The organism is Nonomuraea sp. NPDC003201 (assembly GCF_053590415.1).
This window is the reverse complement of sequence record NZ_JBSFTC010000263.1, coordinates 1-15,833: the sequence shown is the minus strand read 5'-3', so window position 1 is coordinate 15,833 and position 15,833 is coordinate 1. Positions and strand designations below refer to the sequence as shown.

The following is a 15,833-nucleotide window of genomic DNA, read 5'->3' as shown; positions in this document are numbered from 1 at the left end:
GCATCGACCCGCGGGCGATGCGGCTCGGCGCGGACGCGCTGGCGGAGGCGGTGCTCGCCGCCGCGAACGACGCCGCCGCGGACCTGGCCAAGCAGATGGCCGGGATGATGACGGACGGCCTGACCCCGTTCGCCGACGAGGTCAGGCGTTTCGGCCAGGACTAGCTACGTGGTCACCAGCCGTCAGTATCCGCGCCAGCGCCTGAACTGGTCCTGGCCCGCGGCGACCCCCAGCTTGGCGAGCATCTGCTCCCAGGTGGGCAGCAGGCTGGCCGGATCGTCGATCACGTCGCCGGGCCGGTTGAGCGCGTTCGCCGTGGTGGTGAAGATGGACGACCCGGTCAGGAAGACGATGGCGTTCTGCGCCGCCTTGTTCTTCGGCAGCAGGTTGGCGGCCTTCCCGAAATTGGCGGGATCCACATGGTAGAAGACCATCGCCGCGGCGAAGTTCTTCACCATGTACTCGCCCCGGTCGCCCCACGACCCCATGTCCTCGCCGCGCCCCAGCTTGACCCCGTCGACGAGCAGCTGGTCGAGGGCCGTGTAGGCGAGGCTGCCGCCCACGGCGTAGATGAAGCGCTTGCCCACCGCGTGGTTGAACAGCTTGAGCAGCAGCCCGGCCTGTCTCCTCCGCATCGCCCAGTTGATCAGCACCTGGACCTTCTTGTCGATGGCCGGCCAGCAGAAGAACATCAGCAGCTCGAGCCACTGGATCATGGCCATCGTGTGGAGCGCGTGCTGGGTCTGCTCCAGCATGTCCGCGTAGTCGTCGACCGCGTCGGCCAGCCCTCGGAGGTACGCGGACACGTGCGGCGGATAGGGCGCGAGATCTTCGTTGAAGTATTTCCTGAAGGCGTCGACCCCCGCGCCGGAGCTGGGCGGCCGCCACACCGTTCGCGCGACGTCCTCCACGTCGTCCAGGCTCGTGTCCACCCGCGTGGCCAGCTGCCGCAACAGGCGCGCGGCCTCGCGCGCCTTGGCCGGGTCGCCGTCGGGGTAGGCGACGGACAGCATCTGCAGGACCACGGCGCCGACACCGAGGGCGGAGAACGCGAACCCTCCCATCGGAAGGGACTTGGGGGATGGACTCACGTGGCAGACCCTTTCTCCAACGGACATACCAGGATCATCCGATCATCCTGCAATACCATCGGCCACGCCAACCCCACAGCCCCCTGGGGCCCCTTGGGCCCCTCGGGCCCCTTTGGCCCCTCTAGGAGCCAACCCTCCAGGAGTGGAGATACTCCTCCTGCTCGGGCGTGAGCTCGTCGATCCCGATCCCGGCCGCGGCCAGCTTCAGCTTGGCGACCTCGTGGTCGATCTCCTCCGGGACGTCGTAGACGCCGGGATCGAGGCGGGAACGCTCGCCGGCCAGCCAGACCACGGCCAGGGCCTGCGCGGAGAACGACATGTCCATGACGGCCGCGGGATGGCCCTCGGCGGCGGTGAGGTTGACCAGCCGGCCCTCGGCGAGCAGCAGCAGCCGCCGGCCGTCGGGCAGCACGTACTCGTCGGTGTTCGGCCGCACCCCGCGATGCACCTCGGTGGCCAGCTCGTCCAGCGCGCGCACGTCGATCTCCACGTCGAAGTGCCCGGCGTTGGCCAGGATCGCGCCGTCCTTCATGACCGACAGGTGCTCGGCCCTGATCACGTCGCGGTTGCCGGTCACGGTGACGAAGAGGTCGCCGAGCATCGCCGCCTGCGCCATGGGCCGGACCTCATACCCTTGGAGGGTCGCGTCGAGCGCCTTCACGGCGTCGATCTCGGTCACGATCACCCGCGCGCCGAACCCCTTGGCCCGCTCGGCCACGCCCCGCCCGCAGAACCCGAACCCGGCCACGACCACCGTGCGCCCGGCCAGCATGGTGTTGGTGGCGCGCATGATGCCGTCCAGCGTGGACTGTCCGGTGCCGTAGCGGTTGTCGAACATGCGCTTGGTGCGGGTGTCGTTCACCGCCACGACGGGGAACCTCAACGCGCCCTCGGCGGCCATCTGCCGCAGCCGGATGATCCCGGTGGTGGTCTCCTCGCAGCCGCCCGTGACGTGTTCGAGCAGGTCGGTGCGTTCGGTGTGGAGAATGTTCACCAGGTCGCAGCCGTCGTCGAGCACGAGGTCGGGCTCGAGGTCGAGCGCCTGGTGGATGTGCCGGTAGTAGGTGGCCCGATCGACGCCGGCCCGCGCGTGCACGGAGATTCCGTAAACACGCAGCGCCTCGGCCACGTCGTCCTGCGTGGACAGGGGGTTGGACGCGGCGAGCGCGATCTCGGCCCCGCCCGCCTTCAACGCCCCCATCAGTACGGCCGTCTCGGCGGTGACGTGCAGGCAGGCGGCGATCTTCAGCCCGTCCAGCGGCCGTTCGATGCCGAACCGCTCTCCGATCGCGGTCAACACCGGCATCGAACGAGCGGCCCAGGAGATCTGCCGCTCGCCACTTTCCCAGAGATCCATGCCAGCCCTTTGAGCGAAGAAGAAGGCCAAGAACACGCGTCGTCACGGCGAGCGACCCGTGAGCCTTCACGACCGGCCATGACGGACGGCCACTGACGTCGGCGCGTGCGGCCCACCGTGCGCAGCCGTAAAAAACGGGGTATAGCGGAAAGCTCCGGGAGGCGAGGAACCCTCCCGGAGCTAAGGAAAAAGATCAGTAGCGGTAGTGGTCGGGCTTGTAGGGGCCCTCGACGTGGACGCCGATGTAGGCGGCCTGCTCCTTGGTGAGCTCGGTGAGCTTGACGCCCAGGGCGTCGAGGTGCAGGCGGGCGACCTTCTCGTCCAGGTGCTTGGGCAGCGTGTAGACCCCGATCGGGTACTCGGCCGTCTTCGCGAACAGCTCGATCTGCGCGATCACCTGGTTGGTGAACGAGTTGGACATGACGAAGCTCGGGTGGCCGGTGGCGCAGCCGAGGTTCATCAGGCGGCCCTCGGCGAGGACGATGATCGAGTGGCCGTCGGCGAAGACCCACTCGTCGACCTGCGGCTTGATGTTGTTCTTCGTGATGCCGGGCTGCTTGGCGAGGCCGGCCATGTCGATCTCGTTGTCGAAGTGGCCGATGTTGGAGACGATCGCCTGGTGCTTCATCTTCGCCATGTGGTCGGCGGTGATGATGTTGAAGTTGCCGGTGGAGCTCACGAAGATGTCGGCGATGCCGACGACCTCGTCCAGCGTGGTCACCTGGAAGCCGTCCATGGCCGCCTGGAGCGCGCAGATCGGGTCGATCTCGGTGACGATGACGCGGGCGCCCTGGCCGCGCAGCGCGTCGGCGCAGCCCTTGCCGACGTCGCCGTAGCCGCACACCACGGCCACCTTGCCGCCGATGAGCACGTCGGTGGCGCGGTTGAGGCCGTCGATGACGGAGTGGCGGCAGCCGTACTTGTTGTCGAACTTCGACTTGGTGACCGAGTCGTTGACGTTGATGGCCGGGAAGAGGAGCTGGCCGTTCTTGTGCATCTCGTAGAGGCGGTGCACGCCGGTCGTGGTCTCCTCGGTGACACCCTTGATGCTCTCGGCGATCTTGGTCCACCGCTTGTCGTCGCCGACCGTGCGGGTGAGCAGGTCGATGATGACGTGCCACTCCTCCGGGTCGTCGGCCGTGGCGGCCGGCACGGCGCCCGCCTTCTCGTACTCGGCGCCCTTGTGCACCAGCAGCGTGGCGTCGCCGCCGTCGTCGAGGATCATGTTGGGCGCGTCACCGCCGGGCCAGGTGAGGGCCTGCTCGGTGCACCACCAGTACTCCTCCAGCGTCTCGCCCTTCCAGGCGAACACCGGCACGCCCTGCGGGTCGTCCGTGGTGCCATTGGGGCCGACGACCACCGCGGCGGCGGCGTGGTCCTGCGTGGAGAAGATGTTGCAGCTGACCCAGCGGACTTCGGCGCCGAGCGCGACGAGCGTCTCGATGAGGACGGCCGTCTGGATCGTCATGTGCAGGGAGCCCATGATCTTCGCACCGCGAAGGGGCTGGGAGGCCGCGTACTCTTTGCGAATCGCCATGAGGCCGGGCATCTCGTGCTCGGCGAGCCGGATCTCCTTGCGGCCGAAGTCGGCAAGTGAAAGGTCTGCGACCTTGAAGTCCATCGGGTTTCCCCTCGCGTCACTGATGGTTGTCCCGACGAGTTTAGGTGGCTCTACGAGGGGTGCGCATCTCGGGGCGGCCGAAACTGACGTAAGAATGTAAGAATGCGTATCACGGAGGCCGCGAAGCGGCTCGGCATGTCCCCTCGAATGCTCCGATATCGGGAGGCACTCGGTCTGCTGCCGCCCGTGCGGGAGCAGGGGGCGCACCGGCGGTTCGGGCCTGACGAGCTGGCGGCGGTGGCGCAGGGGGTGGAGCTGGAGAAGCAGTTCGACGTCTCACCCGCGGAGCTGGCCTTCGCGCTGCGGGTGCTCAGCGAGCCCACGGTGGCGGCGGCCGTCCGCGACCTCGGGATCCGGATCGGGCGGATCCAGGTGCCGCGCAGGGCCCTGGACTTCGAGAAGGAGAAGGCGCTGCGCCTCCTGCGCCCCTCCGGCCGCTGACCATTCAGGCGGCGGGGGTGACGAGTTGCTGGGCCAGCCACGGGAGGGCCTGCGGGAGCTCGCGGTTCCAGGTGTTGAAGTTGTGCCCGCCGCTGGGCAGGATCAGCGAGGACGCCCGCATCGGCGGCTTCACCGCGCTCAGGAACCTCATGGTCGCCGGATAGTCGCTCTCCCCCTTCCTGCTGCTGGTGACGAGCACGTTCACGGGCGGCGCGGGCAGGTTGGCCAGCCGCCACATCAGATCGTTGCGCTGTTCGACCGACTTGTCCCCGTGGAACAGGTCGCCGGTGGTGTTGTCGACGATCGTCTTGAAGTAGCCCGACTGCGAGACCGCCGCCGAGAACTGGTCGGGATGGCTCATGACGATCTTGAGCGCGCAGTAGCCGCCGGTCGAGCCGCCCAGGATGCCCCACGAGTCCCGGCCCTCCGCCACCCGATAGTGAGTGGTCATGTCATGTTTGACGTCGTTCGCGAAGTACGCCTGGATCTGCGGCCCGTCCGGCACGTCCACGCACTCGGTGTCGCGCGGCAGCACCACGCTGGGCCGCATCATGACCAGGACCGTGGGCTTGACCTGGTGCTGGGCGATCGCCTTCGCCATCCGGCCGGGCAGGTCGAGCCGGGTCATGAGGTTGCGCGGATCCCCCGGGTAGCCGGTGAGCGCGATGATCGCGGGGAAGCGCTCCGTGGTGTGCTTCAGGTACGCCGTGGGCAGGAACACATACGCCTCCTCGCTCAGGCGCGTGGACGGTCCCGGCATGATCACCTGTTCGATCCGCCCGCCCGGCACCGAGCGGGTGCTCAGCACCTGCAGCCCCGAGGCGGCGACCGTGATCGGCGCCGTCCCCGTGTCGGTGCCCAGGAGATCGTTCCAAGAGCTGTAGAAGGCGAAGTACTGGTTCACCGCCAGACCCAGGGCGGCCAGCGTGAACGCCTGGCAGACGGCCAGCGCGCCCACCCGGCCCAGCACGGCGCTCAGGCGCGCCGCGCTCAGCCGTGGCCACAGCCACACCGTGGTCGCCAGCGCCGCCACCGCCAGCACCGAGAAGGTGACCAGCAGGCCGATTGAGTTCAGTCCCATGAGGCATGGAATACAGGGAGGGCCGTAAGCAGGGAGTTAACATGGAGATTACCCGGCCGGGTCTTCAATCTCGGAGTGTGAAGCGCTCCTGGATTCGTGCCGTCGCCGCCTACGCGTCTCTGGTGGTCGGCCTGCTGGACATCAGCAAGGCGGTGTTCCCCCGTTTCGAGCACAGCCGCGTGGGTGTGTGGACGGACATCTTGCCGGGCATCGTCACGACCTTCGCCCGAGCGTCCTCCCTGGTCGTCGGCATCATGCTGATCATGCTCGCGCACGCGCTGCGCCGCGGGAAGGTGCGCGCCTGGCGCGCGGTCGTGCTGCTGCTCCCGGTGAGCGCCGTCGTGAGCGTCGTCCACCTGCGTCCGGCCTCGGCCGTGATCAGCCTCGCCCTGCTGGTCCTGCTCGTGTGGGGCAGGAGCGAGTTCTCCGCGCTGCCCGACCCGCGCTCGCGCTGGCGCGCCCTGGGGAACCTGCTCGTGCTCGGCGCCATCGACGTGGGCCTCGGCTACCTCATCATCAGCGCCCGCCCGCACGTGATCATGGGCCGTCCGAGCGTGCTCGACCGCCTCGAACACGTCCTGCTCGGCCTGGTCGGGATCGAGGGCCCGGTGACGTTCACCGTCGAGCGAATCTCTGACCTGGTCTACTTCTCCCTGGTCGCGCTCGGCACGCTCACCGCCGTCTCCACGCTCTACCTGGCGCTGCGCCCCGAGCGCCCGGCCGCCGAGCTCACCGAGGACGACGAGCGGCGCCTGCGCGCCCTGCTCGCCCAGCACGGCGAACGCGACTCGCTCGGCTACTTCGCGCTGCGGCGGGACAAGAGCGTGCTGTTCTCCCCCTCGGGGAAGGCGGCCATCGCCTATCGCGTCGTGTCCGGGGTCATGCTGGCCAGCGGCGACCCGATCGGCGACCGCGAGGCGTGGCCGGCGGCGATCAAGGTGTTCATGAACGAGGCCAGGCGGCACGCCTGGGTGCCCGCCGTCATCGGCTGCGGCGAGATCGGCGGCGAGGTGTGGACGCGCGAGGCCAAGCTGTCCGCGCTGGAGATCGGCGACGAGGCCATCGTCGAGGTCGCCGACTTCACGCTGGAGGGCCGCGCCATGCGCAACGTCCGCCAGATGGTCAACAGGACCGAGCGGAACGGCTACACGTGCCACGTGCGCCGCAGCGCCGACCTGACCGGCCAGGAGCGCGAAGGCGTCCAGCAGGCGGCCGACTCCTGGCGCGGCACCGAGACCGAGCGCGGCTACTCCATGGCGCTCGGCCGCTTCGGCGACCCGGCCGACTCCCAGTGCCTGGTGACCACCGCCCACAAGGACGGCGAGCTCAAGGCCGTGCTGCACTTCGTGCCGTGGGGGCCGCACGGCATCTCGCTCGACCTGATGCGGCGCGACCGCGGCGCCGATCCGGGGCTCAACGAGTTCCTGATCGTCAAGACCCTCCAGGCCGCGCCGGCCCTGGGCATCACGCAGGTCTCACTGAACTTCGCCATGTTCCGCGCGGTCCTGGCCCGCGGGGAGCGCCTCGGGGCCGGACCGGTGCTGCGGGCGTGGCGGGCGTTGCTGATCTTCCTGTCGCACTGGTTCCAGATCGAGTCGCTGTACCGGTTCAACGCCAAGTTCCGGCCGATCTGGGAGCCCCGCTTCGTGGTCTATCCGAACGCCCGCGACCTGCCCCGCATCGGTGTCTCGGCGTTGCAGGCCGAGGCGTTCATCACCCTGGGCCGGCCCCGCAGGCTCCGGCTGCGCCTCCCGCGCCTCCGCCCGGCCCAGCTCACGTCGTGAACGTCAGGAGGCGGAGGTGCTGCTGCGGAGGCGGTCCAGGTCGGGCTCCAGGTAGATCACGCGGGCGATCGGCACGGCCTCGCGGATGCGCCGCTCGGCCTCGTCGATGCCCTTCGCGACCTCGGCCGCCGTGTCGTTGTACGCCACCGCGATCTTGGCCGCCACCAGCAACTCCTCGGGGCCGAGGTGCAGCGTGCGCATGTGGATGACCCTGGCCACCTCGGGCGAGCCCTCCAGCGCGGACCGGATCTGGGCCTCCATCTCGGGGGTGGCGCCCTCGCCGACCAGCAGCGACTTGGTCTCCATGGCCAGCACCACCGCGATCACGGCCAGCAGCACGCCGATCATCAGGGTGCCGATGCCGTCCCAGGTGCCGTCACCGGTGATGACCGCCATCGTCACGCCGAACAGCGCGAAGATCAGACCGAGCAGCGCGCCCAGGTCCTCCAGGAGGATGACCGGCAGCTCGGGCGACTTGGACCGGCGGACGAACGCGACCCACGACAGCTTGCCGCGTACGGCGTTCGACTCCTTGATGGCCGTGCGGAACGAGAAACCCTCGGCGATGATCGCGAAGATCAGCACCGCGAACGCCCAGATCGGCGCCTCCACCGGCTCCGGAGCGGAGAGCTTGTGGATGCCCTCGTAAATCGAGAACGCCGCGCCGATCGTGAACAGCACGACGGCCACCACGAAGGCGTAGAAGTAACGTTCGCGACCGTAGCCGAACGGGTGTTCCTTCGTGCTGGCCCTGGCCGCCCGCTTGCCGCCCACCAGCAGCAGCACCTGGTTGCCCGAGTCGGCGACCGAGTGAATGCCCTCCGCCAGCATCGAGGACGACCCGGTGAAGAACGCGGCCACGAATTTGGAAACGGCGATTGCCAGGTTCGCTGTCAAGGCCGCAATGATCGCTTTAGTACCGCCGCTCGCGCTCACCGGTCTTCTCCACTCATAAAGATCACGTACAAAGGCCTGAAAAGGGATCCTATTGCGAAATTCTGGCCTTCAGCTCAGTGATCGCTGACACAGGGGTCGGATCGATGGCATATCCGAGGGCCAGATACGTGCTCGCGTAGTCGCCGAGCGCGATCAGCGTGGCCATCCGTTCCAGCGGATGTTCGCCCTCCGCCGACAGCTCCGTCACCGGCACGTCGCGCTCCCGCGCCAGCCGTACCGACGTCTCGCGCCGCCGCGTCACCTGGGGATGCTCCTCGACGTCGCGCAGCACCACGAGCCGGAGCGTGCGCCCGGCGGTGTCGGCGAAGATGTCGCGCTCGGCCAGCGGCCCGTCGAAGACCTCGACCTGGTTGTGGCCGGCCTCGGGCAGCTCGCCGTGGACCGCGGGGTATTTCGCGTTGGTGTTGAGCTGGCAGGCCAGCCGGTACGCCGCCACCGACGCGACGGGCGACGACCCCCAGATCATCGGCACGCTCTCGGCCAGATCCATGGCGAGCGACTTGCCGGGGTTGATGAACGACTCGCTGGACGGCCGGCACCGGTGCGCCATGTCCTCCAGCGTCTTGGCCACCCGTTCGAACAGGTCGGCGTCGGCCTGGACGAGCCGCAGCGCGGCGGCGGCCACGATGACCGGAGCGGCCAGCAGCCACAGGCTCGCCCTGGACGGGCCGGTGGCCGGCACCGGCACGTAGATCGCCGAGGCCTGGGTGGCGACGGCCTCCAGCGGGGAGCCGGGGGCGCCCACGCCGAGCAGCGCGCAACCGCGCCGGACCGCCTGGGTGGCGACGGACACCGTCTCCTCGGCGTCGCCGGAGCCGGACACGGCCACGACCAGGTCGGTGGCGCCCACCCAGCCGGGGAGCTGGGAGGAGCGCAGTGTGACGATCGGCAGCGGCGCGCCGTTGCCGACGATCGCCGCCAGGATGTCGCCGACGATGCCCGAGCCGCCCATGCCCGCGACCACGATGGCGCGCGGGCGCCCGTGGTCGGCCAGGCGGCCGACGCGGGCCTCGACCGCGGTGCGGTAGCCGGTGCGTACGTGCGCCGCCGAGGAGGCGACCGCCGGCAGCATCCCGCCGGGATCCGCCTCGCTGAGGTGACGCTGGTCGTCGAGCCGCTCCGGCTCCCAGGTCACGGCTTCCTGGCCTCGTCGACGAGCAGGACGGGGATGTCATCCCGTACCGGATAGATCAGGCCGCAGCCCGTGCAGACCAGCTCCTCGGCCTCGTTCTCGGCACGCAAGGCAGCCTTGCACGCCGGACAGGCCAGGATCTCCAGCAGCCAGTCGTCGATCTTCACTCTGACACCCTTCCCACGATGGCGAGGACCTCGTCCCTGATCGCCCTCATTGTGCTCTCGTCGGCCGCCTCGGCGTTCAGCCTGAGCAGCGGCTCGGTGTTGGACGCCCGCACATTGAACCACCAGCCCGGCCCGGTCACGGTCAGCCCGTCGAGCTCGTCGAACTCCCCCCGCGCCGCGAACGCCTCCCGCACCCGCCGCAACGCGTCGGCCTGGTCCGCCACGGTGCTGTTGACCTCGCCGGAGGCGTGGTAGCGCGAGTAGACCCCCACCACCTCCGACAGCGGGCGCTCCTGCTCGCCCAGCGCGGCCAGCACGTGCAGCGCCGCCAGCATCCCGGAGTCGGCGAACCAGAAGTCGCGGAAATAGTAGTGGGCCGAGTGCTCACCGCCGAAGACGGCTCCCGTACGGGCCATCTCGGCCTTGATGAACGAGTGCCCGACGCGCGTGCGCACGGGCACCCCGCCCTGCTCGCGCACGATCTCGGGGACGGCCAGCGACGTGATCAGGTTGTGAATGATCGTCGAGCCGGGATGTTTGGCCAGCTCCCGCGTCGCGACCAGCGCCGTGACGGCCGACGGCGAGACCGACCGCCCCTGCTCGTCGATCACCCAGCACCGGTCGGCGTCACCGTCGAACGCCAGCCCCAGGTCCGCCCCGCTCTCGACCACGGCCCGCTGGAGATCGAGGAGGTTCTGCGGCTCGATGGGGTTGGCCTCGTGGTTGGGGAAGTCGCCGTCCAGCTCGAAGTAGAGCGGCGTCAGCTCGATCGGCAGCCCCTCGAACACGGCCGGGACGGTGTGCCCGCCCATGCCGTTGCCCGCGTCGACGACCACCTTGAGCGGCCGGATGCGCGACAGGTCGACGAGCGTGCGCAGGTGGTCGGCGTAGCCCTGCAGCAGGTCCTTCTCGATCACCGACCCGCCGGGCGTGGCCGTGACGCCCACCAGCTCGGCGGCCCGGTCACGGATGTCGATGAGCCCCGTGTCGCCGCCGATCGGCACCGCACCGGCCCGGCACATCTTCATGCCGTTGTAGCGGGCGGGGTTGTGGCTGGCGGTGAACATCACCCCGGGCAGCCCCAGGCTGCCGCTGGCGTAGTAGAGCAGATCGGTGGAACCCAGCCCGGCGTGCACCACGTCGGCGCCACGCGAACGGGCGCCCCTGACGAACGCCTCTGCCAGCGGAACCGAGGACTCGCGCATGTCGTGCGCGACCACGATCGACTCGGCCCCGGTCACTTCGACGAAGGCGGCCCCCACGGCCTCGGCGGTCGGCTCGTCGAGCTCCTCGGGCACCACTCCGCGAACGTCGTACGCTTTGAAGATCTTGGCGAGGTCGCCCACTCTCCAGCTCCGCCCTTGGGTCGATTCTCCGGCGTAATCGAGCCTACCGGTCGCGGTGCTGCTGAGCCGACCTCAGAACGCGCAGGTGCCCCCTGCGACCGACCTCCACGCCCTGACCGACCGGCTCACCGCCGCCGGACGGCGTGGGCCGCGCGGCCTCCCTGACCGCGTTGGCCAGCGCCTCGAGGTCGTCGGAACTCGGGGAGGCGCCGTCCGTCGGCAGGCGTACCACTTCCCAGCCTCGGGGAGCGGTCAACCGCTCGGCATGTTCGGCGCACAGGTCGTAACAGTGTGGCTCCGCGTACGTCGCCAGGGGGCCGAGAACAGCGGTCGAGTCGGCGTATACGTACGTGAGCGTGAAGACGGCAGGCTGACTGCAGGCGGTGCGGGAACAGCGGCGGACGGGGCTCACGGAGGGACCGTATCTGGTAAGTGTGCGAGGCGCCACTATCTGAGCGCTCTTAACGAGCGTGTCGCCACAATTCGGACACCTGTCGCAGCCTTTCCACCCACATGCCCCGAAGACACCGGCCCTCCGGACCTTGGGGGATCACGTAGAGGTGGTGAGCGGTGACGCTTCCTCAGAAGCCTAAGGGGATCAACGCGTGGTGGGGAGCGGCAACGCCGCACCCCACCCCCAGAGATCACGCACCCCGGCGCACCCGAACGCCGGAACACGACCGACACCCCGACACCCCACCCGAACGCCGGGCTACGGCCAACGCCTCAGCGCCCCACGACCTCTCACGGCGCCGGCAATCACCCAGAACCTCGGAACATCACCCAGAGGCGCGGAGAGGTGACACCGTTCCTCAGAATCGACAGGCCATCCCCGTACACTTGCTTGCGTGACACAGAAGCGCGGTCCCAGACGGCGCGATCGCCACGGTCGTGGCCTCCGCGGCCCGCTCGCTCCCTCCCACGTGCCCATGGCCAAGTCCCGGAGCGAGCGCTTCGACGACCTCGTGCTGGACGCGGTCGACCGCCTCCGCCCCCGCTGGGAACGCCAGCTGTCGGCGGTGGAGTTCGCGGTGGAAGAGGTCCCGCCGCTGAGCGAGCTCGGCGACGGCCCGAGCCTGGGCACCGACCCGATCCCTTTCGGCCGCGCCGACGCCGCAACCGGCCAGAACCCGGCGTCGATCGTGGTCTACCGCCGCCCGCTCGAAGCACGCGCCAGAGACCGGGACACCCTGGGCGCCATGGTCCACGACACGGTGGTGGAACAAGTGGCCACTCTCCTGGGCCTCTCCCCCGAAACCGTCGACCCCGGCTACGACGACCGCCGCTGAGCCCCGTACGGATCCCCGGGACAAACGGCGCGATCCTCGCACGGGGGACGCTTCGCCCGGATCGCCTCCCAAGGAGACCCACCCCTCTCCTGAAAGCGCGGTCCTCGCGCGGTGGGGACCTCGGCCGGCGCCCTGTGGGGGCCCGCGACGAGAAGCCTTCAAGGGGTCCAGGAGAAATCGGTCGCGAGAGCGTGGATAAGGGCCGTACCGTCACTCCTTATGAGGCTCCTCTCCGTCAACATCGGCAGGCCCCGCCCCAACCCCTGGAAGGGCCTGAGCGCGACGGGCATCGACAAGCGGCCCGTCCACGGCCCAGTCGCTGTGAGAGCCCCGGGCCCGAAGGGCACCGGTGAGGTCGGTCTCGCCGGCGATCGGGTGTACGACGTGAAGCACCATGGCGGGGTTCACCAGGCCGTCTACGCGTACGCCCGCGAGGATCTCGACACCTGGGAGGCCGAGTTGGGCAGGCCGCTCACCAACGGCGTCTTCGGCGAGAACCTCACAAGTCTGGGTCTGGACGTCAACGGCGCCCTGATCGGTGAGCGTTGGCGGATCGGGCCGGACGTCGTCCTGGAGGTGTCGTGCGCGCGGATCCCGTGTGGGACCTTCCAGGGCTGGCTGGAACGGGACGGCTGGATCAAGCGTTTCACACAGGCCGCACGGCCGGGCGCGTATCTGCGCGTGATCGAGCCCGGTGATATCCGCGCCGGTGACCCGGTCGAGATCGCGCACCGGCCCGATCATGATGTGACCGTCGCGCTGGTCTTCCGTGCGATGACCTTGGAGCCGGAACTACTGCCGCGGCTGCTGGTCGCCGAGGCCCTGCCGCCAGAGGACAAGGAATCGGTACGCAGGCGCTCCGCATAGAGGTCGGCTTCAGGGGATCGCCCGCGCCGGCGGGGTGAGGGACAGAGAGCCCGTTTTGGGTGCGCTTCCCTTGGTTTCACCGGTGGCTATCAGCCAGTCCCTGCTCCAACGCCTGGTCGTAGCCGAGGAATGCGCGGTGGGTCCTCAGGTGGCGAACAACGGCCGTGCGGCTCGTTCATGTGGGGCCGATCGGCCGGAGATCTCGTGCACCGCGGTCGCCTTCATCGTCAACGGATCCAGCCTGCGCGCCGCCTTCCCCAAGGCACGCTGACCTCCTCACCGCTCATCACGCGGACCCGGTACGGCATCCGGCGGGCCGGACATCCAAGCGATCAGGCCTATAAGAGTGAGGACGGGAATGGCGATCAACGCGGGAGAATGCCACTCGGGAGCCATCATCTCAAGATCGCCATCGTCATTGAGCAGCCAAAACCGCGTCAGGGGAGAGAGCAGCACCCCCATGACCAGAGTCAGCTCGTACAGGATGAACCAGACTCCGGTCGGCACGGTGGACCTGGAGGGTGATCGACGGTTCAGCCGGTCGAGCACGGCGATGAGAACCGCCTCGGCGGCCAGGACCAGGGTGATGCCGAGCGTCACATGCCGCGCATGCGTGACCTCCTGCTCCAGCAGCATGTCATTCCATGGCTCTTCGTACCAGGGATTGAGTTCTCCCGTCGGATGGGCGATCAGCTGGAGCGCGGTCATGTTGACCGCGGCGTACAGAACCGGGGCTGCGAGAGCGGTCGAATATATGAGGCGACGTACGTTCATGCGCCATTGGATGCCAATGTCGGCGTGCAGGTTCCGCGGGGCGCCCAGCCGGATGACACCCATGGAAGTTGGCCGGTCAGGCGGTCGCCATCGACTGCCGGACTTCGGCGGAAACCTCCCACCTGTCCCGTTGACCGGTCGGACCAGGATGGAGACAAGGGCCCGGACTGGTTACCGTCCTCTGGACCGCAAAGGCTGGAGATGCAGCCCGGGGCAGCCGAGCCGAAGGAGGTCGACAGACACTCGCACTCCCCGCAGCCCGTTACTTGATCCGTTCCAGCAGGCGAATGGTGACGCTGTCCCCAGGCCCCTTCCCGATCAGCTCCCGTACGTCGTTCTTCACCGGCAGCTTGTGCGTGCCGTCCCCCAGAGCCATGAACGAGCTCCGGAGCGGGTGACCGTCGATGGTCCCCCGGATCTTCACCAGTCCCCGGGTGCCGAAGAACTCGGCGGACCCGGGCATCACGACGTACGTCCACCCACCCTTGTTCGGGCTCTTCACCAGTGTCGCGGTGAACTCCTTGTCCAGCTCCTGGACCACGTCAACCGCTCGCGTAGCGCCACTCATCGCAGGTTCCCCTCTCCGCTATTCGACGATCTCAAGGCCGTTGCCGTCCGGGTCACGGAGGGCGAACATCGGCGGGACGCCCTCCCACCGCAGCAGCTCGTCCACGTCGGCCTTGCGCTCCACCAGCTCCTTGTGCAGGGACGCCGCGTCCACCGTGCCGAGCCGGATGCCCGTCTCGACGCCGACCGCCGTCCCGGGAGCCGCCAGGATCAGTGCGATCGTGGTCGTCGCTCCCGGCGGCGCCACCTCGATCCATCGCCCGCCGAGCTGTTCGACGGGCGCGTCCAGCCGCTTCTCCAGTCCCAGTGTGCCCACATAGAACTCGACGGCACGGTCCTGGTCGGTGACGGGAACGCCGACGGTCCTGACGCCGGTGACCCCGGTAGCCACTTGCTCACCCACTTCGGACCTCCTGTCATTCGGTTCACCTGGTTGGACTCGCGAACCGCCTGAAAGTCATCGCGGGACGTCGAGGTGAGATGACGACGCGAGCGCTGAGCTGTACAGGGCCCGGGGAAGAGCGTTGAGGAGCAGCGGGACCGTCATGGTCAGCCCGCCGGGTAGAGCAGGAGGACAGCACGGAGTTCGGCCAGCCGGTGGGCGGTCAGGCCCACGAGGACCACCAGCCCGGTCCCCGCGAACGCCAGCGGGACCCCGGGCCAGGCCCGTGCGCCTTCGACGGTGACGCGGCTGACCAGGATCGCCGCCAGCACCCGTACAGGGTGATGCCCCAGCCGATGGCGACGATCATCCGCTGGCGGCGCATGAGGAGCGCGGCCAGGGCGGTGGCCACCAGGCCCCCGGTCACCCAGAACGGCGGCAGCCCCGGCCCTCCCGGGCTGAGCGCCAGCAGCGACTCGGGGGCGAGCGCGGCGTCCACCAGGGCGGGATCGTGCAGCCCCGCTTCCAGCAGGATCTTGTCCGGAGACGTCACCAGCCCCGCCAGCCAGGGGAAGAGCAGCACCAGAGGCACCGCGAGCGCGATGGCCATCGAGGTCACCGCTCCGCGGAACGCGACGGCCGCCAGCACCCCCAGCACGGCGAACAGCGGATAGACCAGGGGCGCGAACGCCGTCCCCACGGCCAGCAGCAGCCCGAGCGCCCACGCGGCCCGGCGGGCGCGGCGGCGTTCGCCGGACAGCACCACCGTCCCGAGCGAGGCGTAGAGCGGCACCAGCACGAACACCACCGCGGTGCCCAGCCGTCCGGCCGCGATCGCTCCCGTCGCGACGGGCAGCAGCGCGTACGTCCCCGCCGCCCAGGCCCGCGCGGGCACCGCCGGGATGACGTGCCGGGTGGCCAGGTACGCCAGATCGGAAGAGCGGCGGGGCGGGCCAGAGGGTAGTGATGGCGGGGTA

16 protein-coding genes and 1 pseudogene are annotated in these 15,833 nt (G+C 69.3%); 4 read left to right on the top strand and 13 right to left on the bottom strand.

Going from position 1 to position 15,833, the window contains the following annotated elements; translation table 11 throughout:
* Nucleotides 1-182: 182 nt before the first annotated feature.
* From ACWDX9_RS48190 to ahcY, 3 genes are all read right to left on the bottom strand, one after another.
* The gene (locus ACWDX9_RS48190; protein ID WP_350728395.1) at nucleotides 183-1,091 is read right to left on the bottom strand and encodes a WXG100-like domain-containing protein; all 909 of its coding nucleotides are present in this window, start codon (nucleotides 1,089-1,091) and stop codon (nucleotides 183-185) included.
* A gap of 121 nt (nucleotides 1,092-1,212) precedes the next feature.
* Nucleotides 1,213-2,448, bottom strand: coding sequence for an adenosylhomocysteinase (locus tag ACWDX9_RS48185; protein ID WP_449894033.1), 1,236 nt, complete (start codon nucleotides 2,446-2,448; stop codon nucleotides 1,213-1,215).
* A gap of 193 nt (nucleotides 2,449-2,641) precedes the next feature.
* Nucleotides 2,642-4,069 carry an adenosylhomocysteinase gene (ahcY, locus tag ACWDX9_RS48180; protein ID WP_364242931.1) on the bottom strand — a complete coding sequence of 476 codons (1,428 nt, stop codon included), beginning with the start codon at nucleotides 4,067-4,069 and terminating at the stop codon, nucleotides 2,642-2,644.
* 102 nt (nucleotides 4,070-4,171) lie between these two features.
* On the opposite strand from ahcY, the gene ACWDX9_RS48175 reads away from it, so the two are divergent.
* Nucleotides 4,172-4,510 carry a MerR family transcriptional regulator gene (locus ACWDX9_RS48175; protein WP_192790205.1) on the top strand — a complete coding sequence of 113 codons (339 nt, stop codon included), beginning with the start codon at nucleotides 4,172-4,174 and terminating at the stop codon, nucleotides 4,508-4,510.
* A 4-nt stretch (nucleotides 4,511-4,514) separates the two neighbouring features.
* Here the strand turns inward: ACWDX9_RS48175 and ACWDX9_RS48170 are convergent, their stop codons facing one another.
* On the bottom strand, nucleotides 4,515-5,591 hold the full coding sequence (locus ACWDX9_RS48170; RefSeq protein WP_449967523.1) for an alpha/beta hydrolase: 1,077 nt from the start codon (nucleotides 5,589-5,591) through the stop codon (nucleotides 4,515-4,517).
* 77 nt (nucleotides 5,592-5,668) lie between these two features.
* On the opposite strand from ACWDX9_RS48170, the gene ACWDX9_RS48165 reads away from it, so the two are divergent.
* Nucleotides 5,669-7,375 (top strand): phosphatidylglycerol lysyltransferase domain-containing protein, encoded by a 1,707-nt coding sequence (locus tag ACWDX9_RS48165; protein WP_449967521.1) that lies wholly within the window; start codon nucleotides 5,669-5,671, stop codon nucleotides 7,373-7,375.
* A gap of 3 nt (nucleotides 7,376-7,378) precedes the next feature.
* Here the strand turns inward: ACWDX9_RS48165 and ACWDX9_RS48160 are convergent, their stop codons facing one another.
* From ACWDX9_RS48160 to ACWDX9_RS48140, 5 genes are read right to left on the bottom strand one after another with little or no spacing between them, the layout of a single operon-like run.
* On the bottom strand, nucleotides 7,379-8,311 hold the full coding sequence (locus ACWDX9_RS48160) for a cation diffusion facilitator family transporter (RefSeq protein ID WP_350728389.1): 933 nt from the start codon (nucleotides 8,309-8,311) through the stop codon (nucleotides 7,379-7,381).
* 49 nt (nucleotides 8,312-8,360) lie between these two features.
* Nucleotides 8,361-9,467, bottom strand: coding sequence for an SIS domain-containing protein (locus tag ACWDX9_RS48155; RefSeq protein ID WP_449967518.1), 1,107 nt, complete (start codon nucleotides 9,465-9,467; stop codon nucleotides 8,361-8,363).
* Nucleotides 9,464-9,631: a Trm112 family protein gene (locus ACWDX9_RS48150; protein ID WP_185070977.1), complete on the bottom strand. Its 168-nt coding sequence runs from the start codon at nucleotides 9,629-9,631 to the stop codon at nucleotides 9,464-9,466. Before ACWDX9_RS48150 ends, ACWDX9_RS48155 begins: the two co-directional genes overlap by 4 nt.
* Entirely contained in the window at nucleotides 9,628-10,977 is a 1,350-nt protein-coding gene (locus tag ACWDX9_RS48145; protein ID WP_449967515.1) for a phosphomannomutase/phosphoglucomutase, read from the bottom strand. Before ACWDX9_RS48145 ends, ACWDX9_RS48150 begins: the two co-directional genes overlap by 4 nt.
* A 43-nt stretch (nucleotides 10,978-11,020) precedes the next feature.
* A complete protein-coding gene (locus tag ACWDX9_RS48140) occupies nucleotides 11,021-11,389 on the bottom strand; it encodes a DUF3499 domain-containing protein (RefSeq protein WP_106236645.1) in 369 nt (122 codons plus the stop codon).
* A 517-nt stretch (nucleotides 11,390-11,906) separates the two neighbouring features.
* On the opposite strand from ACWDX9_RS48140, the gene ACWDX9_RS48135 reads away from it, so the two are divergent.
* Nucleotides 11,907-12,266 carry a metallopeptidase family protein gene (locus ACWDX9_RS48135; RefSeq protein WP_221519419.1) on the top strand — a complete coding sequence of 120 codons (360 nt, stop codon included), beginning with the start codon at nucleotides 11,907-11,909 and terminating at the stop codon, nucleotides 12,264-12,266.
* Between the two features lie 219 nt (nucleotides 12,267-12,485).
* Nucleotides 12,486-13,133 carry an MOSC domain-containing protein gene (locus ACWDX9_RS48130; RefSeq protein WP_449967510.1) on the top strand — a complete coding sequence of 216 codons (648 nt, stop codon included), beginning with the start codon at nucleotides 12,486-12,488 and terminating at the stop codon, nucleotides 13,131-13,133.
* 276 nt (nucleotides 13,134-13,409) lie between these two features.
* On the opposite strand, the gene ACWDX9_RS48125 is transcribed toward ACWDX9_RS48130, so the two are convergent.
* The 4 genes and pseudogenes from ACWDX9_RS48125 to ACWDX9_RS48110 all read right to left on the bottom strand — a co-directional run.
* Nucleotides 13,410-13,970: a hypothetical protein gene (locus ACWDX9_RS48125; RefSeq protein ID WP_449967508.1), complete on the bottom strand. Its 561-nt coding sequence runs from the start codon at nucleotides 13,968-13,970 to the stop codon at nucleotides 13,410-13,412.
* Between the two features lie 199 nt (nucleotides 13,971-14,169).
* Nucleotides 14,170-14,475: a DUF1905 domain-containing protein gene (locus tag ACWDX9_RS48120; RefSeq protein WP_449967505.1), complete on the bottom strand. Its 306-nt coding sequence runs from the start codon at nucleotides 14,473-14,475 to the stop codon at nucleotides 14,170-14,172.
* Between the two features lie 18 nt (nucleotides 14,476-14,493).
* Nucleotides 14,494-14,877, bottom strand: coding sequence for a VOC family protein (locus ACWDX9_RS48115; protein ID WP_449967502.1), 384 nt, complete (start codon nucleotides 14,875-14,877; stop codon nucleotides 14,494-14,496).
* Nucleotides 14,878-15,079: 202 nt separating this feature from the next.
* A pseudogene (locus ACWDX9_RS48110) lies at nucleotides 15,080-15,833 on the bottom strand (hypothetical protein); the annotation flags it as partial.